This window comes from Thermus arciformis (assembly GCF_900102145.1).
GTDB lineage: Bacteria > Deinococcota > Deinococci > Deinococcales > Thermaceae > Thermus > Thermus arciformis.
The window spans coordinates 1-24,017 of the sequence record NZ_FNBC01000035.1 but is presented as its reverse complement, the minus strand read 5'-3'; the positions used below and the strand labels follow the sequence as shown (position 1 = coordinate 24,017).

Genomic DNA, 24,017 nt, shown 5'->3' with positions numbered 1-24,017 from the left:
GGAGGCTGGAGACCACCTTCGGCCAGGTGGACCTGAGGGTCCCCAGGGACAGGGAAGGCCGGTATTACCCCACCTTCCTCAGGCCCTACACCCGCCGTCTGGTGGACGTGGGGGGTCAGCCGAAGGCTACGTTCCAGTGGCGGTGGCTCTTTATGCTGCCGGGGTCAGTCAGCGCAAGGCGGCCGAGATACCGAGCCTGCTCCTGGGCCACCGCTACTTCCACGAGACCCTGAGCGCCCTGACGGACGAGGTCCTGGAGGCGGCGGGTCACGCCTGAAGGGCGTATCTTGAAGCCTTCCGCACCCGGCCTTTGCCTGAGGGGATGGCCTTGGTCTACCTGGACGGGCTCTCCCTCAAGGTTCTTAGGGACGGTGAGGGGATCGTGCGGGAAACCGTGTACGTGGCCCTGGGGGTCCCCCCTAGCGGGGAGAGGCGGGTCCTGGGGTTTTGGCTTTTGCCCACGGGGAGCGCCCTGGGATGGGAGGGGGTCCTGGGGGAGCTTTGGCAGCGGGGCCTGCGGCGGGTTTTGCTCTTTGTCACCGATGGGCTGCCCGGGCTTCCTGCTGCTTCGCCGTCAGGCGAACACCGAAAGGCGATCCGCAGGGTCTACCCTCAGGCGGAGTGGCCGCGGTGCGTGGTGAACGGGGTGGGGTGGAGCCTGTCCCAGGTGCGCTCCCGGGACCGGGCCCTGCTGGCGGAGGACCTTAGGCGGGTGTATGGGGCGGAGAGCCGGGGGGAGGCCCTGCGGGTCCTGGAGGAGGTGAAGGCGACCGCTTCTACGGGTACCCCAAGGTGCTTTGGCCGTACTTGCGGAGCACCAACCTGATGGAGCGGTTTATCCGGGAGGTGCGGCGTGGGACGAAGGTGCGGGACCACAAGTTTCCCAAGGCGGAGGCGGTATACAAGCTCCTTTACCTGGAGTCAGAGAGGCAAGAGGGGAGGTGGGCAGAACGGAAACTAAAGGGGTTCTCGGAGGTGGCGGAGGTGCTGGAGAAGATGCTTCAGGAGCGGTATGCCCCCCGTACACAGACTCTTACACATAACTCTTGACACGACCGGGACAGAATCCTAGGGGCCGTCGTCCTGCGCCCCAGAGCCTTTCCTTGACCCTCCTCTGACAGGTCTCCCCTATCAAGAGGGGCGTGAGACCCTGGCTGTTCCTCCTCCCCACCCTGGTCTTTCTCGCCGCCTTCACCTACGTCCCCGCCCTCCGCATCGCCATCGAGGGCCTCCCCGCCCTTCCCAAGCTCCTTGTGCCGGAGAACGCGAGCAGCCTCCGGGTCACCCTGCTCTACGTCCTCCTGAACGTGCCCCTTTCCATCCTTCTAGGCCTCCTTGCGGCCCTGGCCCTCGAGGGCAATGGCCGCCTCCGCCAATGGGTGCGGGTCCTGGTCTTCCACCCCGTGATCCTTCCCACGGTGGCCTTCGCCGCGGTCTTCCTCTACCTCCTCAACCCCCTGGGGCCCCTGCAGGGCCTCCTCCGGGGGCTTGGACTGCAAAACCCCCTGGGCGACCCCCTGGGGGCCTTCCTCGCCGTGGTCCTCGTGGGGGTTCTCAAGGACGCCGGGCTTTACATGCTCTACTACCTGGCGGGACTGCAGAACATCCCCAAGGAGCTCCTGGAGGCCGCCCAGGTGGATGGAGCGGGCCGGGCCCTCGCCTTCTTCAAGGTCACCTGGCCCCTCCTCACCCCCACCACCTTCTTCGTGGGGGTGATGGCCGCCCTGGGGGCCCTGCGCAACGTGGACCACATCTTCATCCTCACCAAGGGTGGGCCCACGGGGGCCACGGACCACGTGCTCTACCGGGTGTACACCCTGGGGTTCGAGTACTTCGACTTCCCCGCCGCCTCCGCCCTGAGCCTGGCCCTTCTGGCCTTCCTCGGCCTCCTCGCCCTGGTGGCCCTGCCCCGTCTGGAGAGGGGGGTGCACTATGACGCTTAGGGGGCTCCGGGGCTGGGCGGGGAGGGCGGCGAGGCCGGGCCTTCGGGTGGGGGGCCGCCTCCTGCGGGAAGTCCCTGCCCTGGCGGTCTCCCTTCCCTTCCTCGTCCCCGCGGCCTTTACTTTCCTCGCCGCCTTTACCCCCACGGCGAGCCTGAACCGGGGAGAGCTCGGCCCCTTCACCCTGGAGAACTTAAGGGTGGCCTGGGCCTCCGCCGACTTCCCGAGGCTTTACCTCAACACCCTCCTCTTCACCCTGGGCCTCCTCCTGATCCAGCTTTTCACCGTGACCACGGCGGGCTTCGCTCTCGCCCAGATCGCCCAAAGGGGGCGGGACTGGGCCTTCCGCCTGGTCCTGGTCCAGCTCTTCCTGCCCCCCACGGCCCTCATCCTCCCGAACTTCCTCGCCCTGAGGGGCCTGGGGCTTACGGACACCCTCACGGGCCTGGCCCTGCCCTACGTGGCCTCGGCCACCGGGGCCTTCCTCCTGCGGCAGGGGTTCCGGCAGGTCCCTAGGGAGCTCCTGGAGGCCGCCCTGGTGGACGGGGCCACCCCCTGGCAGGTCTTGACCCGGGTCCTCCTCCCCCTGGTGCGGCCGCACCTGGCGGCCTTCGGCCTGGTGAGCCTGGTCTACCACTGGAACGAGTTCCTTTGGCCCCTGGTGGTGATCCAAAGCCCGGAGAAGCGGGTGCTCTCCCTGGGCTTCGCGAGCTTCGCCCGCTCGGCCGAAAGCGGCATGGAGTGGGGGCTTATCGCCGCGGGGGCCCTGCTCGTGGGGCTTCCTATGCTCCTCGCCTTCGCCCTCTTCCAGAGGGCTTTCGTGGAGTCCTTCGCCCGAAGCGGGCTGAAGGGATAAGGAGGTGTTCGTCATGGCAAGGGACTGGCGAAAGCAGACGGTAGGACTGCTGGTGGCCCTCGGCTTGGCCTTCGGCCAGAAGACCACGATCACCTTTTACTACCCGGTGGGCGTGGCCGGCCCCTTGGCCCGGTTCATCGAGGCCTACGTGGCCGACTTTGAGAAGGCGAACCCCGATGTGGAGGTGAAAACCGTCTTCGGGGGGAACTACGAGGAGAACCAGGCCAAGGTGGTGGCGGCCATCAAGGCGGGTACGCCCCCCGACACCGCCATTCTCCTTTCCCAGCAGCTCTTCACCCTCCTTTCCATGGACGCTATAGAGCCCTTTGACCCCTACATCGCCCGGGACCCGGAGCTGAAGCAGGCGGTTTCGGACTTTTTCCCCGCCTTCATGATGAACTCCACCCTGGACGGGAAGGTTTACAGCCTCCCCTTCCAGCGTTCCACCCCCATCCTCTACTACAACAAGGAGGCCTTCCGTGAGGCGGGCCTAGACCCCAACAGGCCCCCGGCCACCTGGGACGAGCTGGTGGAGTACGCCAAGCGGCTCACCAAGCGGGACGCCCAGGGTAGGGTGGTGCGCTACGGGGTGGCCATCCCCACGGAGAACCGCTCCACCTGGCTCTTGGAGGGCCTCGTCATCCAGGCGGGGGGGCTCCTCTACGACCCCCAGGGCCGGGGGTGCAAGGTGCTGGTGAACACGGAGCCCGTGCGCCAGGCCATGCAGTTCAAGCGGGACCTGGCCGCGGTCCACAAGGTGAGCCCCGAGGGGGTGATCGCCTGGGGCACCACCCCGGGGGACTTCGCCGCGGGGAAGGTCGCCATGATCTACCACTCCACGGGCTCCTTGGGCTTCATCCGCGACAACGCCCGCTTTGAGTTCGGAACGGCCTTCCAACCCAAGAAGGTCCGCTACGGGGTGCCCACGGGCGGGGCCAACTTCTATCTCTTCAAAGGCTCCGACCCCAAGAAGCGGGAGGCCACGCTCCGCTTCATCAAGTTCATGACGAGCCCCGAGCTCCAGGCCCGCTGGTCCATAGACTCGGGGTACGTGGCCGCCCGCCGCGCGAGCTGGAGCCTGCCCATCATGAAGGAGTACGTAAAGAAGTGGCCCCAGGCCCTCACCGCCCGGGAGCAGCTGGCCTACGCCAAAGCCGAGCTGCCCGCGTACAACTTGCAGCAGGTGAAAGACATCATCGCCGAGGCGGAGCAGGCGGTGGTCCTGGGGCAGAAGGACGTGCGGGAGGTGGCTCGGGAGGCCCAGGCCCGGGTGGACCAGGCCCTCGCCCCTTTCTGCTCGCGCTAGCCTGCCCGCTCCTCGAGGCCGCCCCGCGGGGCGGCCTTGACCTTTCCCTGACAAGGTCCCCATACCTTGAGGGCGCTATGGGTGCGCAAAGGCTTCTCGGCGCCCTCCTCTTCCTTGGCCTCTCCCTGGCCCAGGGGACCCTGACCCTCTACACCTCCGAGGTGCTCGCGGACGTGAACGCTCTGGTGGAGGCCTTTCGCCGGGAGAAGCCGGGGGTGGAGGTCAAGGTCTTCCGCTCGGGCACGGGGGAGGTGGTGGCCAAGGTGCGGGCCGAGCTCCAGGCGGGCAACCCCCAGGCGGACCTCCTCTGGTTCGCCAACGAGGACTTCCTGAAGGAGCTCGCCTCCAAGGGGCTGTTGCGGCGGATCCCCCCCACGGTGCCCGGGTACCCGGTGCAGTACGCCCCCGGGGGAGGCCTTTACCACGAGGTGCGCCTGCTCTACAACGTCATTGGGCTGAACCGGCAGCGGATAGCGCGCCCTCCCGCCCTTTGGCAGGACCTCCTCCGACCGGAGTACCGGGGGCTTCTGGCCATGCCTGACCCCAACTTCTCCGGGGCGGCCTTGGCCACGGTGGGCACCCTGGGCGGCCGCTTTGGGATGGAGTTCTTCGCCCGGCTCAAGGAAAGCGGCCTCAAGGTGGAGCAGTCCAACCCCGTGCTCCAGCAGAAGCTCGCCCGTGGGGAGTATGGGGTGGCCATCACCACCGACTTCGGCCTGCGACAGGAGATCGCCAAGGGAGCGCCCTTGGAGATGGTCTACCCCCGGGATGGGGCCATCCTGGTCCCCACCCCCGTGGCCGTGCCCGCCTGGAGCAAAAGCCCTGAGCTCGCCTCCCGCTTCCTCCGCTTCCTCCTCTCCCCGGAGGCCCAGGCCATCTTCGCCGAGCGGGGCTACTACCCGGTGATGCCCGGGGCTCCAAGGCCCAAGGGCGCACCCGAGAGGGTGGTAGCCCTCCAGGGGCATTTCGCCGACGCCGCCACCTTGGAGCGCTTCAACGCCCTCTTCGGCCTTCGCCGATGAAGCGCGTGGCGCGAGGGGAGCCCCTCCCCTGGGGCCTCCTCCCCCTCGGGGCCCTCCTCCTCCCCTTCCTGGTCCTGGTGGCCCAGGGGATTCCCCGGCTGGGCGGGGCCCTGGCCGCTTGGGACGTGGCCCTAAATAGCCTCCTCCTGGCCCTCGTGGGGACCCTTCTGGTCCTGGCCTTAGGCCTCCTCCTCGCTGCCTTGGCCCTTTGGGGTGGGGTGGGGAGGGGCCTCGAGGCCCTCCTCTTCCTCTCCTTCTACATCCCCCCCTTCGTCACCGGGATGGGCCTCCTCTTCACCTTACAATCCTTCGGGGTGGCCCTTTACGGGGCGAAGGGGATCCTCCTCGCCTGGACCCTCCACTACGCCCCCATGGCCTACGCCCTGCTCCGCCCCGCCTTGGGGCCCCTCTGGCCCCTCCTCCGGGCGGCCCGGGTCCACGGGGTGGTGGGGGTGAGGCGGCTTCGGGTGCTCCTCCCGCCCCTCCTCCCAAGCCTCCTCTCCGCCGGGGGCCTGGTCTACCTGGCCCTCCTCGGCAACTTCGGCGTCCCCGCGGTCCTGGGGCTTCCCGCCCGGGTGTACGTCCTGCCCACCCTGGCCTACGCCCGCCTGAACAGCCCCCTGAGCCCGGACCCCATCGGCGAGGCGGCGGCCCTGGGCCTCCTCCTGGGCCTTCTTGCCCTCCCCGCCCTCCTCCTTAGGCCGAGGCCCCTCCTCGAGGCCGCCTCCGAGGGGCCGCCTTCCAGGAAGCCCCTTTACGCCCTCCTCTTCGCCCTTTACGCCCTCCTCTCCCTAGGGCTTGCCGCCTGGGGGCTTTTACGGGAGGCCCTCTTCAACCCCTACACCGGCGCCCTAGAGCCCGCCTTCGCCGCGGCCCTGGCCTTGCCCTTGGTGGTGAAAGGCCTCGGGAACTCGGCCTTCCTGGCCCTGGCGACCGCCTCCCTCCTCGCCCTCCTGGCCCTGGCCCTTCGCCCCTTCCCCCAAGCCCTGGCCCGGGCACGGCAGGCCCTGGACCTCCACCACACCCTTCCCGGCACCCTCCTCGCCCTGGGGCTCACCCTCCTCCTGGCCCCCACGCCCCTTTACGCCACCCCCTGGCTCCTCCTCCTGGCCTACCTCCTCAACTTCGCCAGCCCCGCCTTCCGCGCCCTCGAGGCCGGCCTCCGGGTGGAGGCCCAGGTGGCCGCGGCCCGGGTCCACGGCCTCCCCTTCTGGAGGGCCTGGCTACGGGTGGGCTACCCCCTCCTCCTCCCCCAGGCCCGGGGGGCCTTCTTCCTCATCTTCTCTCTAGCCCTCTCGGAGATCACCCTCTCCTCCCTCCTCTACGCCCCGGGGGCCGAGACCGTGGGGGTGGCGGTCCTCGGGGCCCTGAACGGGGGGCTCTACCGGGAGGCGGCGGCGGTGGGCCTTATCCTCGCGGCCCTCTCGGGCCTCGCCCTCCTGGCCCTCGGGAGGAGAGGATGGTGAGGCTTCAGGGGCTCACCAAGCGCTTTCCCGGGGGCGGGGGCGTCCTGGAGGTGGACCTGGAGGTCCCCCAAGGGGAGGTCCTGGTCCTCCTCGGGGCCTCGGGGAGCGGCAAGAGCACCCTCCTCAACCTGGTGGCCGGGCTCCTCCTGCCGGAGGCGGGCCGGGTGTTCCTCGGGGGGCGGGACGTGACCCGGCTGCCCCCGGAAAGGCGGGAGGTGGCCTACGTCTTCCAGGACCTGGGCCTATGGCCCCACCTCACCGCCTTGGAGCACCTCCTCCTGGTGATGCCCAGGCCCCACCGGGCCGAGGCCATGGCCCTGCTGGAGCGGGTGGGCCTGGGGGGCCTCGAGGGGCGCAGGCCCGGGGAGCTCTCCGGGGGGCAGCGGCAGCGGGTGGCCCTGGCCCGGGCCCTGGCCAGGCGGCCGAAGGTGCTCCTCCTGGACGAGCCCTACAGCGCCCTGGACCCCGTGCTGCGGGAGGGGCTCCGCCTGGAGGTGCGGGCCCTCCTCAAGCGGGAAGGGGTCACCGCCCTCCACGTGACCCACGACCCGGAGGAGGCCATGCTCCTGGGGGACCGGGTGGGGGTCATGGCGGGGGGAAGGCTTTTGGAGGTGGGGCCCCCGCGGCGGCTCTACGAGGCCCCCGCTTCCCTCGCCGCCTTCCTGGCCTTCGGCCGGGCCAACCTTCTCCCCGAAGGGGAGACCCTCCTCGCCTTCCGCTACGAGGAGGCGGTCCCCGGAGGCTCCCTCCCCGCCCGCGTCCTGGAGCGGCGGGAGGTGCGGGGGGAGGTGCTCTCCCGGGTCCTTCTCCCCCAGGGGGAGGCCTGGGTGCGCCTGGACGCCCCCCCGGGGGCGGAGCTCCGCCTGGCCCTTCCTCGAGCCCGGCGCTTCCATAGGGACGGCCACCTCCTCCCTGACCCTGGCCTGAAGGAAGGGGTTTAGCGTGCCCTGGGAGGTGGACGCCATGAGGACCCTTCTAGCCCTGGTCCTGGTCCTGGCCCCGGCCCTCGCCCAGGGGATCACCCTCCAGTACTGGCACATCAACACCGAGGCCTTCGGCCTCCCCGCGGTCCGGGAGCTCATCCGGGAGTTTGAGCGGCGAAACCCCGGGATCAAGAGGGTGGACGCGGTCACGGGGGGGAACCACTCCTTTGACCCTCCCGACCTGGAGGAGGTCCTCGGCCACCCGCGGGTGCTCAGGCCCCTTAACCACTCCCCCCTGGCCCCGGGGCGGGGGAGCCTCCTCCTGGAGAAGGGGGGCAAGCGCCTCCTCGTGGTCAACGTGGCGGGGCGGAGCGCCCTACCCCGGGCGGTGGAGGAACCCCTGCCCGCCTTGGAACGGCTCCTGGCCGAGGGGGAAGGGGTGCCCGTCCTGGTGGACTTCCACTCGGAGTCCGTCTTTGAGAAGATGGCGGCGGCCTACGCCCTGGACGGCCGCATCGCCGCCCTCCTTGGCACCCACACCCACGTGCCCACCGCCGACGCCCGCATCCTGCCCCGAGGCACGGCCTACGTGTCCGACGTGGGGATGGTGGGGGCTGAGGGGGGGTTGCAGGGGTACTACCCGGCCTTCCTGGTGGCCGCCTTCCGCCTGCGGCTTCCCCCCAAGGGCCTCCGCCTGGCCTACGCCGAGGGCCCCGCCCGGGTCTCCTACGTCTTCCTGGAGCTCGAGGGGGCGAGGGCCAAGGCCATCGTTCACGCCTCCTTCGTAGAGGAGGCCTTTTACTGAACTCGGGCTGGCGAAGCCCCTCAGGATGACCCTCTGAGGGATGAGGATGGGGCGGAAGCGTATGTGGACGTGGATGAGGCTCACCTGGGCCCTTTCGGCCCTGGCGGCCAAGATCGCCGTGTACCCCTCACGGCAGAACGGTACTCCTCGCCGGGCAGCGCTTTGACCTCAGGGTGAGGGTCCTCGAGGCCACGGAAGGGCCCTGGAACCGGGCCATCCTGGTGCCCATAGAGGCCTACCGGAGGGTGCACGGGGAGGGGGAAAGCAAGCGGGAAGTCACGGCCGTCCTCTACACCGGGAAGCGGCTTTCCGACGCCTACCAGGTGGCCCAAGAACTCCGTCGGGAAGGACTCGCTCAGGCGGTCTTCTCGGGCAGGTTTTCGCCCAGGTGCGGGACTTTCTCCAGGGGCACGCGCCCTACCGGGCCCTCTTCCTCCTCATCCTCCTCCTGGCGCCCCTCCTGGTGTGGCAGGGGGTGTACGCTGGGAGGCTGGAGCACCGCCGGAACACCGCCCTCCTCCGGTCCCTGGGTGCCCTCCAGGGTCTGGTCTTCGCCGTGGTCCCCTGGGAGACGGGGGGTGGAGGTGGTCTTGGGCTGGGGGCGGGCCCTGTCGGGAGCGGGTCTCCTGGGGCGCGGCCCGGGTTTTTTCTCCTACCCCGGGGCTCCTGGCTGCCCTCCGGCAAAGCCCCCTGGAGTTCCTGTAGCTGACCGGAGGCTGACACGCCGGGGGCATGCTGGGGCCATGGACGTCAGGCTGGCCTTCCCCCTTTCCCGGGCGGAGGAGGTCCTCCTTCGCCTGCAGGCCCTGGGCCTCGGGGCCGAGGTTTACCTGGACCCCGCCCTCTTGGAGGACGACGCCCCCTTCCAAAGCCTAAGGGGGCGGTTTCCCGGGAGGCTTTCCGTGCACCTTCCCTTCTGGAACCTGGACCTCCTCTCGCCGGACCCCGAGGTGAGGGGCCTCACGTTGCGCAGGCTCCTCTTCGGGCTGGACCGTGCGGCGGAGCTTGGGGCGGACCGGGCCGTCTTCCACTCGGGGATCCCCCACGGCCGCACCCCGGAGGAGGCCCTGGAGCGGGCCCTACCCCTGGCGGAGGCCCTGGGGCTGGTGGTGCGGCGGGCCCGCACCCTGGGGGTGCGCCTCCTCCTGGAGAACAGCCACGAGCCCTGCCCGGAGGTCCTGAGGCCGGTTTTGGAGGCCCATGCCGGGGAGCTTGGCTTCTGCTTTGACGCCGCCCACGCCCGGGTCTTCAGCCGGACCCCCGACCCCGGGCCCTGGCTTGCCCTGGGCCCCGAGCACCTGCACCTGAACGACACGGACGGGGTCTACGACCGCCACTGGAACCTGGGCCGGGGGGTCCTGAACCACGGGGAGTGGCTTCGTCCCTTCCTGGGGAACCCCCTAGTGCTGGAGGTGAGGGAAGACCCGGGGATCTCCCTCCTCTACCTCTCCGTGCTGAGGGGGGAAGGGGAGGGTAGCGTGACCCAGCTCACAGATACCCTACATGGGTAGGGTATAATCTGCCTGGACGAAAGTCCCTATATGGGAGGTGGTGCGTGTGAAAGGATTTAGGCCGTCGCTGGTTATTCTGCTGAGCGCCCTAACGGCTGGAGGCAGCGCCATGGCCCAGGGCCTCACCCTGGGAGAGCACCTGGTCCTCCGGGGCTACACGGGGCAGGCCTTCGGCCAGGCCATGGCCAACATCCTCGGCCTTAAGAGCGTCCACGTCCTCACCAACAACACCTCCATCTGCGCCGCCCTGGTGGGGGCCATGGGGGCGGGTTACCTGGACCCCCAGGGCCAGCGCCGGATGGTGTCCACCGCCCTCCCCTCGCCCCAGGAGGTGCCTCCCCTTAGCCCGGAGGAGGAGGCGGTGGCCCTCATCTTCGGGGGGCAGGCCACCCCGGAGACGAACTACGGCCTCACCCTGGAGGCCCTCCGCGCCCTGGCCCAGGCGAACTACCCCGGCGCCCTCTTCTTCCACCTCCGCATCTGGGCCCCGGGCTTCGTGGCCAGGGCCGCCCAGGAGAGCCCCGAGGTGGCCCGCTACCTGGCGGCCAAGGAGAACCTCTACGCCCCCGCGGCTGACCTCAACGCCAAGGTGGTCCGCCTCTGGCAGGTGTCGGTGAAGGACGGGAAGCAGGCCACGGTGAAGGAGGTGGGCGTCATCCCCCTGAACCCCATCTGGGAGGACCTCCTGCGCCGCTCCCTGTAGGGGAAGCCCCTGCCAAGGGCCCCGGGAAAGCCCGGGGCCCTTGGCCTTTGGCCTACCTTGACACTCCCCTGACGGGGGCCCCGTAGGGTTAGCCCCGGTATGGCCTTGGTCTTGGCGCGCAAAGGGGTGGGGAGGAAGGGAGAGCCCTGGTCCGCCCTTCCCTTCCTCCTCCCCGCCTACGGCCTTTTCCTCCTCTTCATGGTCCTGCCGGTGCTGGAGGCCCTTTGGCTCTCCCTCCACCGGGAGGACCTCTTCGGCCGGGGAAGGGAGTGGGTGGGCCTGGGCAACTTCCAGGAGGTCCTCGCCCGCCCGGAGTTTTGGAAAAGCGCACTCCTCACCCTGAAGTTCGCCCTGGTGGTGGCCCCGCTGGAGCTCGCCCTGGGGCTTCTCGCCGCTCTCCTGGTCTACCGCCCCTATCCCGGGGTGGCCTTTTTCCGCACCCTCTTCTTCCTCACCACCGCCGTCCCCACGGCGGTGGCGGCGGTGGCCTGGGGGTGGTTCCTCCACCCCGTGGGAGGCTGGGCCAACCGCCTCCTAGCGGGCCTAGGCCTCCCTCCCCAGCCCTGGCTCACCTCCCCGGACCTCGCCCTCTACACCCTGGGGGTGATCACCGCCTGGGCCGGGGTGGGGTTCACCGCCATCCTCCTCACCGCCGGGCTGCAGAACATCCCGGAGGAGGTCTTGGAGGCGGCCACCGTGGACGGCGCCAGCCCCTGGACCCGCTTCTTCCGCATCACCCTTCCCCTGCTCTCCCCAACCCTTTTCCTGGTGGGGCTTCTCGTGGTGCTCAAAAGCCTCACCGCCTTCGGCCAGATCCACCTCCTCACCCGGGGAGGCCCCGCTGAGAGCTCCATGGTCTGGATCTACCGGGTCTACCAAGACGCCTTCTTCAACTTCCAGGTTCCCCTGGCGGCCGCGGAGGCCCTCCTCCTCTTCCTGGTCCTCCTCCTCTTGGCAGCCCTCCAATTCTGGCTCATCGGCCGGAGGGTGCACTATGCGGCTTAGGAAGCTCCTGCCCACCTACCTCTTGGCCTCGGCCTACGCCTTCCTCCTGGTGCTCCCCCTCCTCACCCTGCTTTCCGCCAGCCTGCGGGCGGAGGGGGACCTCTACGCCCCGGGCCTTCTGCCGCCCCACCCCACCCTGGAGCCCTACCGGGAGGCCCTTTCCCGCTACCCCTTGCCTCGTTTCCTCCTCAACAGCCTCCTGGTGTCCACGGCGGTGACCTTGGGGGTCCTGGCCACGAGCCTCCTCGCCGCCTATGCCCTGACCCGTCTCCGCTTCCGGGGAAGGGAAGCCCTCTTCGGCCTCGCCGTAGCCCTCCTCCTGGTGCCCGGGGAGGTCACCTTCCTCCCCCTTTACCTCCTCGTGGACCGCCTAGGCTGGCTGGACACCTACGCCGCCCTCACCGTGCCCTTTATGGCGAGCCCCCTCGGGGTCTTCCTCCTCCGGCAGTACCTCCGCACCCTCCCCGAGGACTACTTTGACGCCGCCCGCATCGACGGGGCCACCCACTGGCAGGCCCTACGCCACGTGGCCCTTCCCCTCTCCGCCCCCGCCTTGGGGGCCCTGGCCGCCCTGACCTTCATCGGCACCTGGAACATGTACCTCTGGCCCCTGGTGGTGACCAAAAGCCGGGAGATGCAGACCGCCCAGATCGCCGTCAACTTCATCCTCAACGAGGAGGTGGCCCGCTGGAACGTGGTGGCCGCCGGGGCCATCCTGGTCCTTCTCCCCACCCTGATCGCCTTCCTGCTCGCCCAGCGGGCCTTTGTGCGGGGCATCGCCTTGGGCGGGCTGAAGGGGTAAGGAGGTTCGTTATGGGAATGCGAGGGTTTTTTCTAGCGAAGGCAGGCCTTCTGACAGCGCTCCTCTTGGGGACAGCCCAGGCCCAGCGGACCACGGTGGAGTTCTGGCATTCCATGGGCGGGGTCCTTGGGGAGGCCACGGAGGCCCTGGTGAAGGAGTTCAACGCCAGCCAGAACCGCGTCCAGGTGAAGGCCCAGTACGTGGGGAGCTACGACGACGGGATCAACAAGCTCCTGGCCGCCCTGAGGGCGGGCAGGGGCTTTCCCCACGTGATCCAGGTGTACGACATCGGGGCCCGCATCATGGCGGACTCCGGGGCGGTGGTTCCCCTGGAGGATCTGGCCAGGAGGAACGGGTTTGACCTGGACCGCTTCCTGCCCCAGCCCCGCAACTACTACACCGTGGACGGCAAGCTCTACGGCCTCGCCTTCAACTCTTCCAACCCCATCCTCTACTTCAACATGGCGGCCTTCCAGGAAGCGGGGATCCCCTTCAAGCCCACTTGGAGCCTGAAGGACCTGGAGGAGGCGGCCCGCAAGCTCACCAAGAAGGACGCCCAGGGGCGCACCGTGCGCTACGGGCTTTCCATCCCCATAGACTCCTGGTTCGTGGAGCAGATCTCCTACAACTCCGGGGAGTACTTCTGCAACAACGAGAACGGCCGCCGGGCCCGGGCCATGGCCGTGGCCTTTGACAACCCCGCGGCGGTGGCCTTCCTGGACACCTACGCCCGCCTGGTGCGGGAAGGGGTGGCGGCCAACACCGGAAGGAACTGGGCCGACTCCCAAAGCCTCTTCGCCCAGGGCCAGGCGGCCATCGCCAGCTACTCCACGGCCAGCCTCACCGGCGTCTTGCGCCAGGTGGGGAACCGCTTCCCCTTGCGCACCGCCTACTACCCCTACCTGAAGGAGCGCAACGGGGTGGCCATCGGTGGGGCCGCCCTCTACGTGCTCAAGGGCTTCCCCGAGGCGGAGACCCAGGGGGCCTGGGAGTTCGTCCGCTTCCTCCTGGAGCCCAAGACCCAGGCCAAGTGGCACCTGGCCACGGGCTACTTCCCGGTGGTCAAGGGGGTAGCGGAGCTTCCCGAGGTGCGCCAGGCCCACGTGCGCCAAGCCAACTACACCACGGCCATCCAGCAGCTCGCCACGAGCAAGGTCAACAACGCCAGCGCGGGCTGCCTCATGGGCGCCTTCCCGGAGATCCGCCAGTACGTGCAGGCGGCCTGGGAGGAGGTCCTCAAGGGGAAGCCTGCCCAGGAGGCCCTAAGGGAGGCCAAGGCCAAGGCGGACGCCGCCTTGGAGCGCTACAACCGGGGCGTGGCGGGCCGGTAGGGGCCTCCTCGCTCTCCCCCTGGGCCCAAAGGCCCAGGGGGCCTTCATGACCCTCCCCTGACCCGGGGGGGCTAAGGTGAGGCCATGCGGATCCTGGTGACCAACGACGACGGCATCTTCAGTCCTGGTCTTTGGGCCCTGGCGGAGGCGGCGGCCCAGTTCGGGGAGGTCTTCGTGGCCGCCCCCGACACGGAGCAGAGCGCCACGGGCCACGCCATCACCATCGCCCACCCCGTGCGGGCCTACCCCCACCCCGCTCCCCTCCACGGCCCCCACTTCCCTGCCTACCGGGTGCGGGGGACCCCGGCGGACTGCGTGGCCCTGGGCCTCTACCTCTTCGGCCCCTTGGACCTGGTCCTCTCCGGGGTAAACCTGGGGAGCAACCTGGGGCACGAGATCTGGCACTCGGGCACCGTGGCCGCGGCCAAACAGGGCTACCTCTTCGGCCTCTCCGCCGCGGCCTTCAGCGTGCCCCTCAACGGGGAGGTCCCGGACTTCTCCGGGCTTCGCCCCTGGCTCCTCAGAACCTTGGAAACCCTCCTCCTTTTGGAGCGGCCCTTCCTGGTGAACGTGAACCTGCCCCTAAGGCCCAAGGGGTTCCTTTGGACCCGGCAGTCGGTGCGGGCCTACGAGGGGGTGGTGATCCCGGGGGAGGACCCCATGGGCCGGCCCTTCTACTGGTTCGCCTCGAGGCCCCTCAAGGAGGCGGAGGAGGGGACGGACCGCTGGGCGGTGGCCCAGGGCTTCGTCTCCGCCACGCCCCTCCGCCTGGACCTCACGGACGAGGCCAGGCTCCAGCCCGCCCTGGCCCATGATTAGCATCCTCATCCCCACCAAGGGAAGGCCCGGGTTTTTGCGGGAGGCCCTGGAGAGCCTGAGGCGGCAGACCTTTCCCCGGTTTGAGGCGATAGTGGTGGAGGACGGGGAAGGGGAGGGGCTGGAGGTGGTGGCCGCCCTGGGGGACCCGAGGCTCCGGGGCCTTAGGAACCAGGGCCGGGGCCAGGTGGAGGCGCGGCAAACCGGTTTGGCGGAGGCCCGGGGGGAGGCGGTCCTCTTCCTGGACGACGACGACCTCCTCCTGGACCCTGCCTACCTCCACCGGGTCTGGCGGGTCCTCTCCCGGGAGGAGGCGGTGGTCTACGGGGAGGGGGTCCTCCTCCTGGGGCTGGAAGAGGTACCCTTCGCCCCCGGGGAAGTGGGGGCGTGGCTCCTCCGGGAAAACCGCCTCCTGGCCTCGGGCACGGCCCTCCCCAAGAGGACCCTCCTGGCCCTTGGGGGCCTGGACGGGGGGATGGGGGACTACTGGGACTGGGACCTTTGGCTCAGGGCCTACAGGGCGGGGCTCCCCTTCCGCTACCTGAGGGGGCGGGGGGTGGGGGTCCGGGTCCATGGGGGCAACCAGAGCTACGGGGCGAGGGGGGCGGAGCGGGCCTCCTACCTGGAGCGGCTTTGCGCCAAGCACGGCCTGGGGCCCCTTCTCCTCAAGGACCACCTGGCCTTGGCCCGGGAAGGGCTAAGGGAGGCCCAAGGCCCTTAGGGCCCTTTCCCAGGCCTGCTCCCGCTCCTTTTGAATCGCCTTGAGGCACCCCTGGGCCTCCGGGTCCTCCTTTCCCAGGACCTCCAGGTAGAGGCCCTGCCGCCCCGCCGCAAGGTAGCTTCGCTGACCAAGGTAGGCCCCCGAGCGGTAGGTCCTCGCCCACCGCCCCCGGGATAGAGCCTCGAGAAAGGCTTCGTAGGCCTTCCAGTCGGGGAAGCGCCGCTCCCGCCGCACGAGCTTGCCGTTTTTTAAGATGATAAGCACCGCTTTCATGCTTTCCTTGCCTCCTACCCCCTCCCGTGGGGCCGCTAGGCCCCCGGGCCCTGAGAGGGCTTGGGGAGGGCGCTTTTGAGGCCTTCTCCCTTCCTATTTGCGCGAAAGAACACTTTCGCGCACGGCTTCGGCGCCCTCCCCTAGCCCGCCCTCCGCCTCCGGTCCGGCCCCCGCACCTCCACGGCCCGCCCCACCCGGGAGAGGAGGGCTTCGGCGTTCTCCCCAAGCCGCCTCGCCGCCTCCTCGGGGGGGTAGTTGGAGGTGAGGAGAAGGTCCAGGCTTTTCCGGTGGGCCGCCTCCACCAGGCCGAAGAGGACCTCGGCGGCGAAGGGGGTGAGCCGGGCCTTGCCCAGGTCGTCCAGGACCAGGACGTCCACCTGGTCCAGAAGCCTCGGGGCCTCGGGGTCCTGGGCCTCGAGGCGGGCCCGCTCGTAGAACTCCCACTCGGAGAGGAAGAGGGCCCGCCTTCCCTCCTGGGCCTTGCCCCAAGCGGCCCGCACCGCCAGGTGGGTCTTGCCCGTTCCCGGGGGGCCGAAGAGGTAGAGCACGCCCCCTTCCCTCTGCCACCCCACCACGGCCTCGAGGACCTCCCGCCTCCCCTCCCAGGGCCTCTCCAGGTAGCCCCGGTAGGTGGGGGGGAGGCTTTCCCGGTACACCCGGCTCCAATGCCACCGCCGCCACACCCTCCCCACCTCCGCCATGTACCGCTCCGGCTCCCGGTAGGTGCACTCGCAATCGTGCTCTACGCGGTGCGGGGCCCGGAAATCGTACCCCCGGAGGGCGGGCGCCCCGCACAGAGGGCAAGGGGGAAGCCCCGGGTCGTGCTCCACCCCCCGCGCCTTCAAGGTCTTCAGGATTTCCTCCACCTTGCTCCGGTCCACTCCCTCGCCTCCTTTTCCCGAAAACCCCGTCTAGAAGCCTCCTTGACACACCTGTGCCACCAGTTGTGCCACCACTTGTGCCTGCAAAGCTTCTAGAAGAGCAGGACCTCTCCCCGCTCTTCGTCCGGTGAGGGTCTGGCTTTGGCGAGGAGCTTCCTGGCGTAGGGGAAGGGCTCCCGGGCGTGCTTGGCCGCCTCCCGTAGGGCCTCCTCCACCGCCTCCGCCCCGAGGGTCTTGGCCCAGGCCCTGACCTCGGGGAGCCAGAGGATGAGGGCGCTGGCCCGCCGCCCCTCGGGGTAGGCCAGGGCCGCCTCCGCCGCCCGGAGGAGCACCCCGGGGTGGGAGGCGGCCAGGGGCTGGGCCTCCTTGGGAAGGCGCTTCCCCACCTGGAGGAGGAGCCCCCGCACGTGGGGGTTGGCCTCCGCCAGGGCCTGGACGGGGCTCGGCTCCTTCCTCTTGCTCCGCTTGGCCTTGGGCTCGGCGGGAGCCTGGCGCTCGGCGGGCGGGGCCTTCTCCAGGCTGAGCCGGGCCACCCCGTCCTCCACCACCAGGGCCCCCGCCCTCTCCAGGGCGGGGATGACCCGCTCCAAAAGGTAGCGGAGGGTCCGGGGCCGCTCGGCGAGCTCGAGGGCCAGGGCCTTCAGGTCCTTCGGCCCCTCGTAGTAGAGGACGAGGAGGACCCGCTCCCTAAGCCCCATCCACGGGAAGAGCTCCCTTGGGGCCATCCTCTTCCTCCACCAGAAGCCCCTTGATGAGGAGGGTGTCCTTGAGCTCCAGGAGGGAGATGTGGGCGGCCACCAGGAAGGCCTCCACCGCCTTTTCGTCCCTCTCCTCCAGGGCCCGGAGGGCGGCGAGGAGCTCCACCTCCAGCTGGACCAAGGCGAGGGTCAGGGCCCGGCTCACAACCGCACCCCCTCCGAGACCAGGCGCACGAGGAGGCCCACCTCCTCCGTGTAGGCCCGGGCGATCTCCAACTCCGCCTTGGCCCTCTGGTAGCGCTCCTCGGCCTCGGCCAAGGCCCGGTAGAGCTCGGCGTAGAGGGCGCGGGCCTTGGCCTCCCGCTCCTCGGCGTTCTTGCCCTGGACCTCCCCGGAGAGGAGGCCTTGGGCGACGCGGGCCTCCAGGGCCTCCTTCGCCTGGGCCCGCTCCAGGGTGGCCTCGAGGGCCTCCTCCAGGGCCTTCCGATACGCCTCAAACACCTGCCTCACTTCGTTCTCAAGTCTGAGCATCCTTCACCTCCCGCCCCTTCCCGGGGGGGGCTTTAGCCCCCCCAAGCCCTCACGCCGCCAGAAGCTCCGGGAAGAGGGGCACCCTCGGGTCCCCCCTCGCCCCCTCCTCCGCCGCCTCCCTCCACCCGGGGGGAAGGGGGAGGGGGAGGACGGTCGTGGCGAGGTAGGGGTCCTTTCGTAGCCGGGCGAGGACGAGCGCCTCCGCCTTCCTGCCCTCTCTGCCCGAGAGGAGCTCCTGGAGGAGGCGGCTCCCCAGGAAGGGAAGGCCGAAGAAGGCCTCTTCCAGGAGCCCCCGGACTACCCGGTTAGCCCTGGCCTCCGGTGTTTTGGGGAGGCAGGAGTCCGGCGATGAGGGCGTAGAAGCGCCCATCCCTCACCTCCACCAGGGGCGCCCTGGGGCCGGGGTAGAGGGCGAGGTCGGCCTCAGCCCCCTCCACCTCCTCCAGGGCCTCCTTCAGGAAGCGCCCGTCCACCGTCACCTCCCCGTCCCCTTCCCCGGGCAGGACCTCCTCGGAGACGGGGGCCCAGGCCTCGTCCAGGGCCTGCACCCGCACCTCGCCCCCGCCCGCCTGGAGGCGCACGGGGTGGTTCTGGGGGGCGGCCACCACCAGGGCCCGCTTCAGCGCCTCGAGGAGGTTCTTCCTTTCCGCCCCGATCCGGCCCACGGGGGGCACCTGGGGAAGGACGCCCCGGTAGGGAGGAAAGCCTCCGTCCGCGAGGGGCAGGCCCGCCCGCCCGTCCCGGGCCACGGCCACCAGGGCCCTCCCGTCCCAGGCCAGGCGGAAGGACACCTCCCCCTCCAGGCCCTTCAGGGCCTCCTCCGCCTGCGCCGGGAGGGGATAGGCCCCTTCCCGGAAGACCTCGGCCCTCACAGTGTAGAGGTGCAGGCGGTACCCGTCCGTGGCCGCCACCCGCACCCGGGGCTCCTCCACCTCCACCAGGACCTTGGCCTGGTAGCTGGTGAGGCGCCTGCCCAGGGCGAGGGCGCTCCTCAGGGCCTTCAGGAAGTCTTCCCCGGCTCGGAAGATCTCCTCCCCCTCCTCCTCCAGGACGGCCAGGGAGAAGGGAGGAGCGGTGTGGAGCTCCGCCCGGAGGGGGCCTCCCCGCACCAGGAGCCGCCCCTCCAGGAGGGCCACCTCCACCTCCCCCTCCACCTCCTCCAGGAGCCCCAGGAGGGGCCTGCGGGGGAGGGCCACGGGGGGGAAGCTTCCCTCCCCCACCCGGGCCTCCACCTCCACCCCGCCGGGGCCCGTGGACCACACCCTCGCCCCGTCAAAGCTCACGTAGTCCGGGCCGTACCGGGGAGGGGTCAAGCGCTTCAGCGCCTCCTTGAGCCTCGAGGCCTCTACCTTGGTCCTCTCTGCCGTGAGCATCCTCCACCTCCAAAGGGAGACCGAGGGGTGGGCCCTCCCACCCCCCGGCCCGCCTTCCCCTACCGCTTCACCGTCTCCCCGTTGGCGTTGAGCCGCACCACCTCAGGGAGGGGCTTCCCCTGGGCCACCGCCTCGGGGAGCTTGGCCAGCCGCTCAAGGACCGGGCGGGGGATGTAGCGGTGCTCTCCCTCGATGATCACCCGGGGGTAGCGGTAGAGCTCCCTGCCGATGCCCCACGCCACCGCCGCCCGCTTGAGCGCCCCGGAGATGCCCCCCTTGAAGGGCTCCATGTCCGTGGCCCCGGAGCCGTCCTGCTTCTCCACCCACTCCCCGGTCTCGGGGTTCTTGATGGCGATGCTGGCGATGACCCCGTGCTCGTCCCCCACCTGGGCCGGGGTGTAGCGCACCTGCCACCCGAAGGGCCCGAAGGCCTCATCCAGGCGGGCCATCACCGCCCGGGCGTCGATGAAGGGGGCGATGGTGGTCTGCCCGTTCTTGCTGGAGATAATCTTCCACTCAATCTCCTCCGCCGTGAGGGGCCGGGTGAGCCTGGCAATCGCTTCCGCTACCGTCATCCTTCACCTCCTTCGCTTCCTTCCGGGGGGGCTTTGGCCCCCCAAGCCCTTCGTCCGTCTTAGCTACACGGGAGGGGGAGGAGGGGGTGAGCGTGTAGCTAAGACAACCCCCTCCTTCCCCGGGCTTCCTACCTCGGCCCTTTCAGGGGGCCTCCTCCCTGTAGATCAGGTAGAGGGCGAGGGCCACGGTCAGGGCCAGGGCTTCCACGGCGAGGACGGCGAAGTCCAGGACAGCCAGGACGACTTGAAGGACTTCCATAGGCCTCTCCGTCTGGGGGGGCTTCAGCCCCCCAGGCCCTCTACTTCTGCCGGAGGGGGATCATCCTCTTTTTGAAGATGAGCTCCACCATCAAGGCCTCGAGGGCCCCCCTGGCCTCCTCCGGCGTGGGGAAGTCCACCCGCACCGCGCCGTGGTCCAGGAGAAAGACCAGGGCGCTCCCCTCGAGGCGCACCTCCACCACCCGCTCCAGGTTCAGGAGCTTGCTCTGGCTCTTCAGGTACAAAAACACCGCTCCACCTCCCGCTCATTCCCGTGGGGCCTCTGCCCCCTGGCTCTCCTCCCCAAAGAGGTCCCGGAGCCACCGGTAGCGCTCGGGGTCTTCCTCTCCGGGCCTGGCCACGAGGCCCGTCTCCTCGAGGAGCCCCACCAGGAGAACGAGGGCGAGGAAGGGGCCCACCAGAAGGCCGAGGAGCAGAAGGAGCTCTACCACGGCCTCCTCCCCTTCAGGGCTCGCCTCGCCCGCCGTTCCCGCCGCTCCCGGGGGAAGGCCCCGGGGTGGAAGGGCGCCCGGAAGGACCGATCTTTGCGGATGGCCTCGAGGGCCAGGACCTGAAGCCTGGCGCGAAGGCTCATGCCGCCCTCCTCAAGTGGGCGAGGAAGGCCCCCTGGAGGAAGAGCAGGACCGGGACGCCCCAGGCCAGGGGCGAAGGGGCCCCCTCCTGCCACCGAAGGACGAGCCAGCAAGCGGCCAGAATGTTCCCCAAACCCGCCAAGTGCCCGACAAACCTCCACATGCTTCCCTCCAAACGAAGACGAGGGGCGGGTCTTCCCCGCCCCCCTGCCCTCCTTCGGCCTAGGCCACCGGGCGCTCCGCCGCCCGCGCTTCCGTCCGGGCCTGAGCCCGCTCCCGCTTCTCCCGGAGCCAGAGGGAGAGGACCACGGCCACCTGGTGCTTGCAGGGCCGGGTCTTCCCCTGGGCGTAGGCCGGGCAGGTGCAGGTCTCGGCCTCGAGGTCCACGAGGTAGCGCTTCCCCGGCTGGGCTTCGCTCTCCACCACGAAGAGCCCGTCCATCCCCGCCACGGGGTGGACCTTCCCGAGGAGCGCCTTGCCCTTCTCCAGCTTGGCCAGAGTCTGGAAGAGCCTTTCCTTTAGAGGCATCGTCTACCTCCTTCGCCGCTTCCCGTGGGGCCGCTAGGCCCCCAGGCCCTCGGTCTTAGACACATGAGAGGGGTCAAAGAGGGAATGCAGTCAAGACACCACCGAGGAAGGCCCAGGGTGCCCACCGCAGGGCCAGGTGGACGGCAAACGAGTAGACTGGCCCCATGGAACCCCACCCCCTCCGCCTCCTGGAGGAGGGCAGGGACCGGGAGGCGGAAGCCCTCCTCCAAACTTCCCAAGAAGGCCTCCCGGAGGCCGAGCGCCTGGCCCTTCTAGGCTTCGTAGAGGCCCGTAAGGGGAACCTTCGGGCCTACCGCGCCCTGGCCCTGGAGGCCGCCCGAAGGGCCCAGACCCCCCTCACCCTCTACCACCTGGGCCTGGCCCTCCCTCCAAAGGCGGGGGCCCTGGCCCTGGAGGAGGCCCTCCACCGCTTCGGGGGGAACGCCAAGGGGGAGGCCCGGCTCCACCTGGCCTTGGCCATCGCCCTGGAGCGCCTGGGCCGGCCCGAGGCCCTGGCCCACGCTGCCCTCGCCCGCCTCAAGGACCCCTCCCCCTGGACCATCCTGCACCACCTGCGCCTGGAGCTCCTCTTCGGCACGAAGCCCCTCCCGGAGGTCCTGGAGGAGGCGGAGCCCTTCCTGCCCCACCCCTTCCCCGGGGTGCGCCTCCTCGCGGGGCACACCCTGGCCCTGACTCACCTCCTCCGGGGAAGCCCAAAGCGGGCCAAAAACCTCCTCCGGGGCCTCCTCTCCCTCCTGGAGCCGCAAAGCCTCGCGAGCTTCCTCGTCCTCGGGGCCCTGGCCCTGGACCCCCCAGAGGTCCGGCTCCTCCTGGAAGGGGCTAAGGCCTTCCTCCCCCGGGAGGGCTGGCCCTGGGGGTTTTACCTCCTGGCCCGGGGGCTTGGGGAGGGAGATGAGGCCCACCTCCTCGCCGCCCACGGCCTCCTGCGGGAGGAGGGGGCGCTCTACGCCCTCCTGGCTGAAGCCCGCCTGAAGGCCCTCGGGGTGGAGGTGGAAGCCCCTCTGGCCCCGGAGCTTGCCCCCGGCCTGCGCCCGGAGGCCCGGGTCCTCCTTTTGGGAGAGGCCGGAACCCCCCTCCTTCGCTTCCTTGGGGGAGGCCCCCTCCCCTCCCTGGGCCCCAGGGGCACGGAGACCCTGGCCCTCCTCCTCGCCCACGAGGCAGGCCTGTCGGGAGAGGCCCTGGGGGAGGCGCTTTACGGGGAGCCCAACCTGGGGGCCCTGAAGGCCCTCCTCCACCGCCTGCGGGAGAAGGGCTTCCGCATCTCCTGTTCCCCTTACCGCTTGGAAAACCCTCCCCCCTCGGACCTCGGAGCCTTCCTTAAGGCCCTCTCCCGGGGGGACCTGGAGGGGGCCCTGGCCCTCTACCAAGGCCCCCTCCTTCCCTGGAGCCAGGCCCCGGGGGTGGAGGAACTCCGCCTGGAGCTGGAGGAGGCCCTGAAGCAGGCGGTGCTGGCCCAAGGGGACACGGAGAACCTCTTCCTCCTGGCCGAGCGCCTAGGGGAGGACCTGGAGGTCTGGGAGGCCCTCCTGGAGAGGCTACCCCCCGAGGACCCCCGCCGCCTCATCGCCCGGGCCCGGGTGGCGAGGCTCCGCCGGGAGTACGGGGTGTGAGGCCGGGGGAAAGCAGTCGGGGCGCCAGCAGGCCAAAGCGGGCCCGGAGGGCCGGGCCAGGAGGAGGAGCCAGGCCAAGAGGAGGAGCCAAAGGACTTTGCCCCTCATGCCCCCAGGGTGCCACGGGAAGGGTTACGCGGAGGGCCTGAGGTTACGCGAGGTTACGCGGGAGGCCAGCTATGGAACCCCTTCCGCGTAACCTCGCGTAACCTCCCCCCTGCTACCCTGAGGCTAACCCGTAAGGGGGTGAAGGAGATGCTCAAGGAAGTGCAGGAGGTCAAGGTCGGCGGCCGGACGCGGCGGGTCCACGTGAGGCCCTTCGCCTGGAACCTGCACGCGCCCACCCACATGGAGTGGACCCCGGACGGCAGGCTCCTGGTGGTGGAGCGCACCACGGGCAAGGTGAAGGACGTCACCAAGGGCGGGGACATGGAGGAGGCTAAGCCCTTCGCCTGGGGGCTCCAGGGGCCCTCCAGCATGTGCCCGCTGCCAGATGGTAGGTTTTTGATCACAGAGTTCTGGGGTGGGCGAATCAGAGACATCACACAAGGTGGAGACGCACGCAAATCTGATGTTTTAGCTGAGGGGCTACAGGCGCCATACAGTCTTGTTTACGATGAAAGGCGCCAAAAACTTTCTGTAACGGTCTCGGAGGGGCGCCGCTCCAGAGCTGATGTACTCATAGATCTCCAAACGGGACAAACGGAACCCTTGGTGAAGGATATACCTCTTTTCCCGCCTCCCGGTTTCGAAGATGTTTCGTCTCCCCCTGATGACCCCAAAAGGAAACGGGGTATAGCTGTCTTCGCTGGATGTAACGACTGGAAGAAAGTCAATCGTGTTCCCGAACTCCCCTATGGCTCACTTTTGACTGTCGCCGAGTACCTCTTGGGTGTACCTGATGCTGGAGGCCCCTTTACCTTCGGAGAACTCCTGGAACATCACTGCTTAGCTTCGGGTCTTAACTTTACGGGAGGAATGATAGACGACCCCCTGAACCCTGAGATAACTTACATCACACAGCCGTTACGGGGCTCGGTCATCGCTGTAAACGTTAGGGACCAGGGTGACTACCGACATCAGCCTCCCGTCGTTTCCGGGTTGCCGATGGTTTCCTGGGTCGTGTAAGGATTTATGTGTAAGGGTCCGTGTTTAATAGGGGGGCACACCTTGGAACGAGGAGGTGCCCCGTGGACCAGGATACCTTGCGGATCTTGCTGAGGGAAGCGGTGCGGGAGACAGTAGCCGAGGTTCTGCAGACGGTTCTGGAGCTGGACCGGACAGCCTTCTTGCAGGTGCACGGGGGGCGCAGGAACGGCTACTACCCCCGCAAGCTGGAGACCACCTTCGGCCAGGTGGACCTGAAGGTCCCTAGGGATCGGGAATCTCGGTATTACCCGGCTTTCCTTAAGCCCTACGCCCGCCGCCTGGTGGACGTGGGGGAAGTGGCGGTAGCCCTTTACGCCGCC

At 69.5% G+C, this 24,017-nt stretch carries 31 protein-coding genes and 1 pseudogene; 19 read left to right on the top strand and 13 right to left on the bottom strand.

The genetic code is table 11. From position 1 onward, the window contains the following. The 16 genes and pseudogenes from BLP62_RS10755 to BLP62_RS10680 form a co-directional block, all read left to right on the top strand. A pseudogene (locus tag BLP62_RS10755) lies at positions 1 to 1,050 on the top strand (IS256 family transposase); the annotation flags it as partial. Positions 1,051 to 1,142: 92 nt separating this feature from the next. Then, entirely contained in the window at positions 1,143 to 1,943 is an 801-nt protein-coding gene (locus tag BLP62_RS10750; RefSeq protein ID WP_176758203.1) for a carbohydrate ABC transporter permease, read from the top strand. Beyond that, positions 1,933 to 2,796: a carbohydrate ABC transporter permease gene (locus tag BLP62_RS10745; protein ID WP_093008354.1), complete on the top strand. Its 864-nt coding sequence runs from the start codon at positions 1,933 to 1,935 to the stop codon at positions 2,794 to 2,796. Before BLP62_RS10750 ends, BLP62_RS10745 begins: the two co-directional genes overlap by 11 nt. Before the next feature lie 13 nt (positions 2,797 to 2,809). Next, positions 2,810 to 4,102 carry an ABC transporter substrate-binding protein gene (locus BLP62_RS10740; protein ID WP_143004358.1) on the top strand — a complete coding sequence of 431 codons (1,293 nt, stop codon included), beginning with the start codon at positions 2,810 to 2,812 and terminating at the stop codon, positions 4,100 to 4,102. Between the two features lie 77 nt (positions 4,103 to 4,179). After that, the gene (locus BLP62_RS10735; protein ID WP_093008352.1) at positions 4,180 to 5,124 is read left to right on the top strand and encodes an ABC transporter substrate-binding protein; all 945 of its coding nucleotides are present in this window, start codon (positions 4,180 to 4,182) and stop codon (positions 5,122 to 5,124) included. Between the two features lie 5 nt (positions 5,125 to 5,129). Beyond that, positions 5,130 to 6,590 carry an ABC transporter permease gene (locus BLP62_RS10730; RefSeq protein WP_244880383.1) on the top strand — a complete coding sequence of 487 codons (1,461 nt, stop codon included), beginning with the start codon at positions 5,130 to 5,132 and terminating at the stop codon, positions 6,588 to 6,590. After that, positions 6,584 to 7,531, top strand: coding sequence for an ABC transporter ATP-binding protein (locus BLP62_RS10725; RefSeq protein ID WP_093008350.1), 948 nt, complete (start codon positions 6,584 to 6,586; stop codon positions 7,529 to 7,531). Before BLP62_RS10730 ends, BLP62_RS10725 begins: the two co-directional genes overlap by 7 nt. 22 nt (positions 7,532 to 7,553) lie before the next feature. Next, positions 7,554 to 8,318 carry a YmdB family metallophosphoesterase gene (locus tag BLP62_RS10720; RefSeq protein ID WP_093008356.1) on the top strand — a complete coding sequence of 255 codons (765 nt, stop codon included), beginning with the start codon at positions 7,554 to 7,556 and terminating at the stop codon, positions 8,316 to 8,318. A gap of 388 nt (positions 8,319 to 8,706) precedes the next feature. After that, positions 8,707 to 9,027: a hypothetical protein gene (locus tag BLP62_RS10715; RefSeq protein ID WP_093008349.1), complete on the top strand. Its 321-nt coding sequence runs from the start codon at positions 8,707 to 8,709 to the stop codon at positions 9,025 to 9,027. Positions 9,028 to 9,061: 34 nt separating this feature from the next. Continuing rightward, positions 9,062 to 9,829, top strand: a complete 768-nt coding sequence (locus BLP62_RS10710) for a sugar phosphate isomerase/epimerase family protein (RefSeq protein ID WP_093008348.1) — start codon at positions 9,062 to 9,064, stop codon at positions 9,827 to 9,829. A 109-nt stretch (positions 9,830 to 9,938) separates the two neighbouring features. Next, entirely contained in the window at positions 9,939 to 10,532 is a 594-nt protein-coding gene (locus BLP62_RS10705; RefSeq protein WP_093008347.1) for a hypothetical protein, read from the top strand. A gap of 99 nt (positions 10,533 to 10,631) precedes the next feature. After that, positions 10,632 to 11,537 (top strand): carbohydrate ABC transporter permease, encoded by a 906-nt coding sequence (locus tag BLP62_RS10700; RefSeq protein ID WP_093008346.1) that lies wholly within the window; start codon positions 10,632 to 10,634, stop codon positions 11,535 to 11,537. Further along, a complete protein-coding gene (locus tag BLP62_RS10695; protein ID WP_093008345.1) occupies positions 11,527 to 12,339 on the top strand; it encodes a carbohydrate ABC transporter permease in 813 nt (270 codons plus the stop codon). The genes BLP62_RS10700 and BLP62_RS10695 overlap by 11 nt, the downstream gene beginning before the upstream one ends. Before the next feature lie 17 nt (positions 12,340 to 12,356). Continuing rightward, positions 12,357 to 13,670, top strand: coding sequence for an ABC transporter substrate-binding protein (locus BLP62_RS10690; protein WP_093008344.1), 1,314 nt, complete (start codon positions 12,357 to 12,359; stop codon positions 13,668 to 13,670). 84 nt (positions 13,671 to 13,754) lie between these two features. Next, entirely contained in the window at positions 13,755 to 14,489 is a 735-nt protein-coding gene (gene surE / locus BLP62_RS10685; RefSeq protein WP_093008343.1) for a 5'/3'-nucleotidase SurE, read from the top strand. Next, positions 14,482 to 15,207, top strand: a complete 726-nt coding sequence (locus BLP62_RS10680; protein ID WP_093008342.1) for a glycosyltransferase family 2 protein — start codon at positions 14,482 to 14,484, stop codon at positions 15,205 to 15,207. The genes surE and BLP62_RS10680 overlap by 8 nt, the downstream gene beginning before the upstream one ends. Here the strand turns inward: BLP62_RS10680 and BLP62_RS10675 are convergent. The 13 genes from BLP62_RS10675 to BLP62_RS10625 all read right to left on the bottom strand — a co-directional run bounded on the left by BLP62_RS10675 (position 15,184) and on the right by BLP62_RS10625 (position 20,917). Then, complete coding sequence (locus BLP62_RS10675; protein WP_093008341.1) at positions 15,184 to 15,480, bottom strand: hypothetical protein; 297 nt, start codon at positions 15,478 to 15,480, stop codon at positions 15,184 to 15,186. The two genes, BLP62_RS10680 and BLP62_RS10675, sit on opposite strands and share 24 nt — an antisense overlap. Before the next feature lie 140 nt (positions 15,481 to 15,620). Further along, the gene (locus BLP62_RS10670) at positions 15,621 to 16,361 is read right to left on the bottom strand and encodes an ATP-binding protein (RefSeq protein WP_093008340.1); all 741 of its coding nucleotides are present in this window, start codon (positions 16,359 to 16,361) and stop codon (positions 15,621 to 15,623) included. A 92-nt stretch (positions 16,362 to 16,453) separates the two neighbouring features. Beyond that, positions 16,454 to 17,086, bottom strand: a complete 633-nt coding sequence (locus BLP62_RS10665) for a hypothetical protein (protein ID WP_143004357.1) — start codon at positions 17,084 to 17,086, stop codon at positions 16,454 to 16,456. Beyond that, complete coding sequence (locus BLP62_RS10660) at positions 17,049 to 17,264, bottom strand: hypothetical protein (RefSeq protein ID WP_039457888.1); 216 nt, start codon at positions 17,262 to 17,264, stop codon at positions 17,049 to 17,051. The genes BLP62_RS10665 and BLP62_RS10660 overlap by 38 nt, the downstream gene beginning before the upstream one ends. After that, positions 17,261 to 17,590 carry a hypothetical protein gene (locus BLP62_RS10655; protein WP_093008338.1) on the bottom strand — a complete coding sequence of 110 codons (330 nt, stop codon included), beginning with the start codon at positions 17,588 to 17,590 and terminating at the stop codon, positions 17,261 to 17,263. The genes BLP62_RS10660 and BLP62_RS10655 overlap by 4 nt, the downstream gene beginning before the upstream one ends. A gap of 49 nt (positions 17,591 to 17,639) precedes the next feature. Continuing rightward, complete coding sequence (locus BLP62_RS10650) at positions 17,640 to 17,960, bottom strand: hypothetical protein (RefSeq protein WP_093008337.1); 321 nt, start codon at positions 17,958 to 17,960, stop codon at positions 17,640 to 17,642. After that, positions 17,896 to 18,963 carry a beta clamp domain-containing protein gene (locus BLP62_RS10645; protein WP_093008336.1) on the bottom strand — a complete coding sequence of 356 codons (1,068 nt, stop codon included), beginning with the start codon at positions 18,961 to 18,963 and terminating at the stop codon, positions 17,896 to 17,898. Before BLP62_RS10645 ends, BLP62_RS10650 begins: the two co-directional genes overlap by 65 nt. Positions 18,964 to 19,022: 59 nt before the next feature. Further along, positions 19,023 to 19,538, bottom strand: a complete 516-nt coding sequence (locus BLP62_RS10640) for a Rad52/Rad22 family DNA repair protein (protein WP_093008335.1) — start codon at positions 19,536 to 19,538, stop codon at positions 19,023 to 19,025. Positions 19,539 to 19,837: 299 nt separating this feature from the next. Then, a complete protein-coding gene (locus BLP62_RS10635) occupies positions 19,838 to 20,047 on the bottom strand; it encodes a hypothetical protein (protein ID WP_038043739.1) in 210 nt (69 codons plus the stop codon). A 15-nt stretch (positions 20,048 to 20,062) separates the two neighbouring features. Then, a complete protein-coding gene (locus BLP62_RS10630; protein WP_014511372.1) occupies positions 20,063 to 20,248 on the bottom strand; it encodes a hypothetical protein in 186 nt (61 codons plus the stop codon). Continuing rightward, complete coding sequence (locus BLP62_RS13795) at positions 20,242 to 20,391, bottom strand: hypothetical protein (protein ID WP_014632227.1); 150 nt, start codon at positions 20,389 to 20,391, stop codon at positions 20,242 to 20,244. Before BLP62_RS13795 ends, BLP62_RS10630 begins: the two co-directional genes overlap by 7 nt. Beyond that, positions 20,388 to 20,552, bottom strand: a complete 165-nt coding sequence (locus BLP62_RS13790) for a hypothetical protein (protein ID WP_176758202.1) — start codon at positions 20,550 to 20,552, stop codon at positions 20,388 to 20,390. The genes BLP62_RS13795 and BLP62_RS13790 overlap by 4 nt, the downstream gene beginning before the upstream one ends. 59 nt (positions 20,553 to 20,611) lie before the next feature. After that, on the bottom strand, positions 20,612 to 20,917 hold the full coding sequence (locus BLP62_RS10625; protein ID WP_093008334.1) for an SWIM zinc finger family protein: 306 nt from the start codon (positions 20,915 to 20,917) through the stop codon (positions 20,612 to 20,614). Between the two features lie 164 nt (positions 20,918 to 21,081). On the opposite strand from BLP62_RS10625, the gene BLP62_RS10620 reads away from it, so the two are divergent. From BLP62_RS10620 to BLP62_RS10610, 3 genes are all read left to right on the top strand, one after another. Continuing rightward, positions 21,082 to 22,548 carry a hypothetical protein gene (locus tag BLP62_RS10620; RefSeq protein ID WP_093008333.1) on the top strand — a complete coding sequence of 489 codons (1,467 nt, stop codon included), beginning with the start codon at positions 21,082 to 21,084 and terminating at the stop codon, positions 22,546 to 22,548. Positions 22,549 to 22,803: 255 nt separating this feature from the next. Further along, a complete protein-coding gene (locus BLP62_RS13595; protein WP_143004356.1) occupies positions 22,804 to 23,676 on the top strand; it encodes a hypothetical protein in 873 nt (290 codons plus the stop codon). A gap of 20 nt (positions 23,677 to 23,696) precedes the next feature. Next, positions 23,697 to 24,017, top strand: a 321-nt coding sequence (locus BLP62_RS10610) for a transposase (RefSeq protein WP_176758201.1), incomplete at its 3' end; no start/stop codon positions are given.

What these genes read in the sequence shown, in the direction of transcription:
- BLP62_RS10745 (WP_093008354.1), top strand. Translation starts at nt 1,933, where the DNA reads ATGACGCTTAGGGGGCTCCGGGGCTGGGCGGGGAGGGCGGCGAGGCCG.
- BLP62_RS10740 (WP_143004358.1), top strand. Translation starts at nt 2,810, where the DNA reads ATGGCAAGGGACTGGCGAAAGCAGACGGTAGGACTGCTGGTGGCCCTC.
- BLP62_RS10735 (WP_093008352.1), top strand. Translation starts at nt 4,180, where the DNA reads ATGGGTGCGCAAAGGCTTCTCGGCGCCCTCCTCTTCCTTGGCCTCTCC.
- BLP62_RS10725 (WP_093008350.1), top strand. Translation starts at nt 6,584, where the DNA reads ATGGTGAGGCTTCAGGGGCTCACCAAGCGCTTTCCCGGGGGCGGGGGC.
- BLP62_RS10720 (WP_093008356.1), top strand. Translation starts at nt 7,554, where the DNA reads ATGAGGACCCTTCTAGCCCTGGTCCTGGTCCTGGCCCCGGCCCTCGCC.
- BLP62_RS10710 (WP_093008348.1), top strand. Translation starts at nt 9,062, where the DNA reads ATGGACGTCAGGCTGGCCTTCCCCCTTTCCCGGGCGGAGGAGGTCCTC.
- BLP62_RS10705 (WP_093008347.1), top strand. Translation starts at nt 9,939, where the DNA reads ATGGCCCAGGGCCTCACCCTGGGAGAGCACCTGGTCCTCCGGGGCTAC.
- BLP62_RS10700 (WP_093008346.1), top strand. Translation starts at nt 10,632, where the DNA reads ATGGCCTTGGTCTTGGCGCGCAAAGGGGTGGGGAGGAAGGGAGAGCCC.
- BLP62_RS10695 (WP_093008345.1), top strand. Translation starts at nt 11,527, where the DNA reads ATGCGGCTTAGGAAGCTCCTGCCCACCTACCTCTTGGCCTCGGCCTAC.
- BLP62_RS10690 (WP_093008344.1), top strand. Translation starts at nt 12,357, where the DNA reads ATGCGAGGGTTTTTTCTAGCGAAGGCAGGCCTTCTGACAGCGCTCCTC.
- surE (WP_093008343.1), top strand. Translation starts at nt 13,755, where the DNA reads ATGCGGATCCTGGTGACCAACGACGACGGCATCTTCAGTCCTGGTCTT.
- BLP62_RS10680 (WP_093008342.1), top strand. Translation starts at nt 14,482, where the DNA reads ATGATTAGCATCCTCATCCCCACCAAGGGAAGGCCCGGGTTTTTGCGG.
- BLP62_RS10675 (WP_093008341.1), bottom strand. Translation starts at nt 15,480, where the DNA reads ATGAAAGCGGTGCTTATCATCTTAAAAAACGGCAAGCTCGTGCGGCGG.
- BLP62_RS10665 (WP_143004357.1), bottom strand. Translation starts at nt 17,086, where the DNA reads ATGGCCCCAAGGGAGCTCTTCCCGTGGATGGGGCTTAGGGAGCGGGTC.
- BLP62_RS10655 (WP_093008338.1), bottom strand. Translation starts at nt 17,590, where the DNA reads ATGCTCAGACTTGAGAACGAAGTGAGGCAGGTGTTTGAGGCGTATCGG.
- BLP62_RS10650 (WP_093008337.1), bottom strand. Translation starts at nt 17,960, where the DNA reads ATGGGCGCTTCTACGCCCTCATCGCCGGACTCCTGCCTCCCCAAAACA.
- BLP62_RS10645 (WP_093008336.1), bottom strand. Translation starts at nt 18,963, where the DNA reads ATGCTCACGGCAGAGAGGACCAAGGTAGAGGCCTCGAGGCTCAAGGAG.
- BLP62_RS10640 (WP_093008335.1), bottom strand. Translation starts at nt 19,538, where the DNA reads ATGACGGTAGCGGAAGCGATTGCCAGGCTCACCCGGCCCCTCACGGCG.
- BLP62_RS13795 (WP_014632227.1), bottom strand. Translation starts at nt 20,391, where the DNA reads ATGAGCCTTCGCGCCAGGCTTCAGGTCCTGGCCCTCGAGGCCATCCGC.
- BLP62_RS13790 (WP_176758202.1), bottom strand. Translation starts at nt 20,552, where the DNA reads ATGTGGAGGTTTGTCGGGCACTTGGCGGGTTTGGGGAACATTCTGGCC.
- BLP62_RS10625 (WP_093008334.1), bottom strand. Translation starts at nt 20,917, where the DNA reads ATGCCTCTAAAGGAAAGGCTCTTCCAGACTCTGGCCAAGCTGGAGAAG.
- BLP62_RS10620 (WP_093008333.1), top strand. Translation starts at nt 21,082, where the DNA reads ATGGAACCCCACCCCCTCCGCCTCCTGGAGGAGGGCAGGGACCGGGAG.
- BLP62_RS13595 (WP_143004356.1), top strand. Translation starts at nt 22,804, where the DNA reads ATGCTCAAGGAAGTGCAGGAGGTCAAGGTCGGCGGCCGGACGCGGCGG.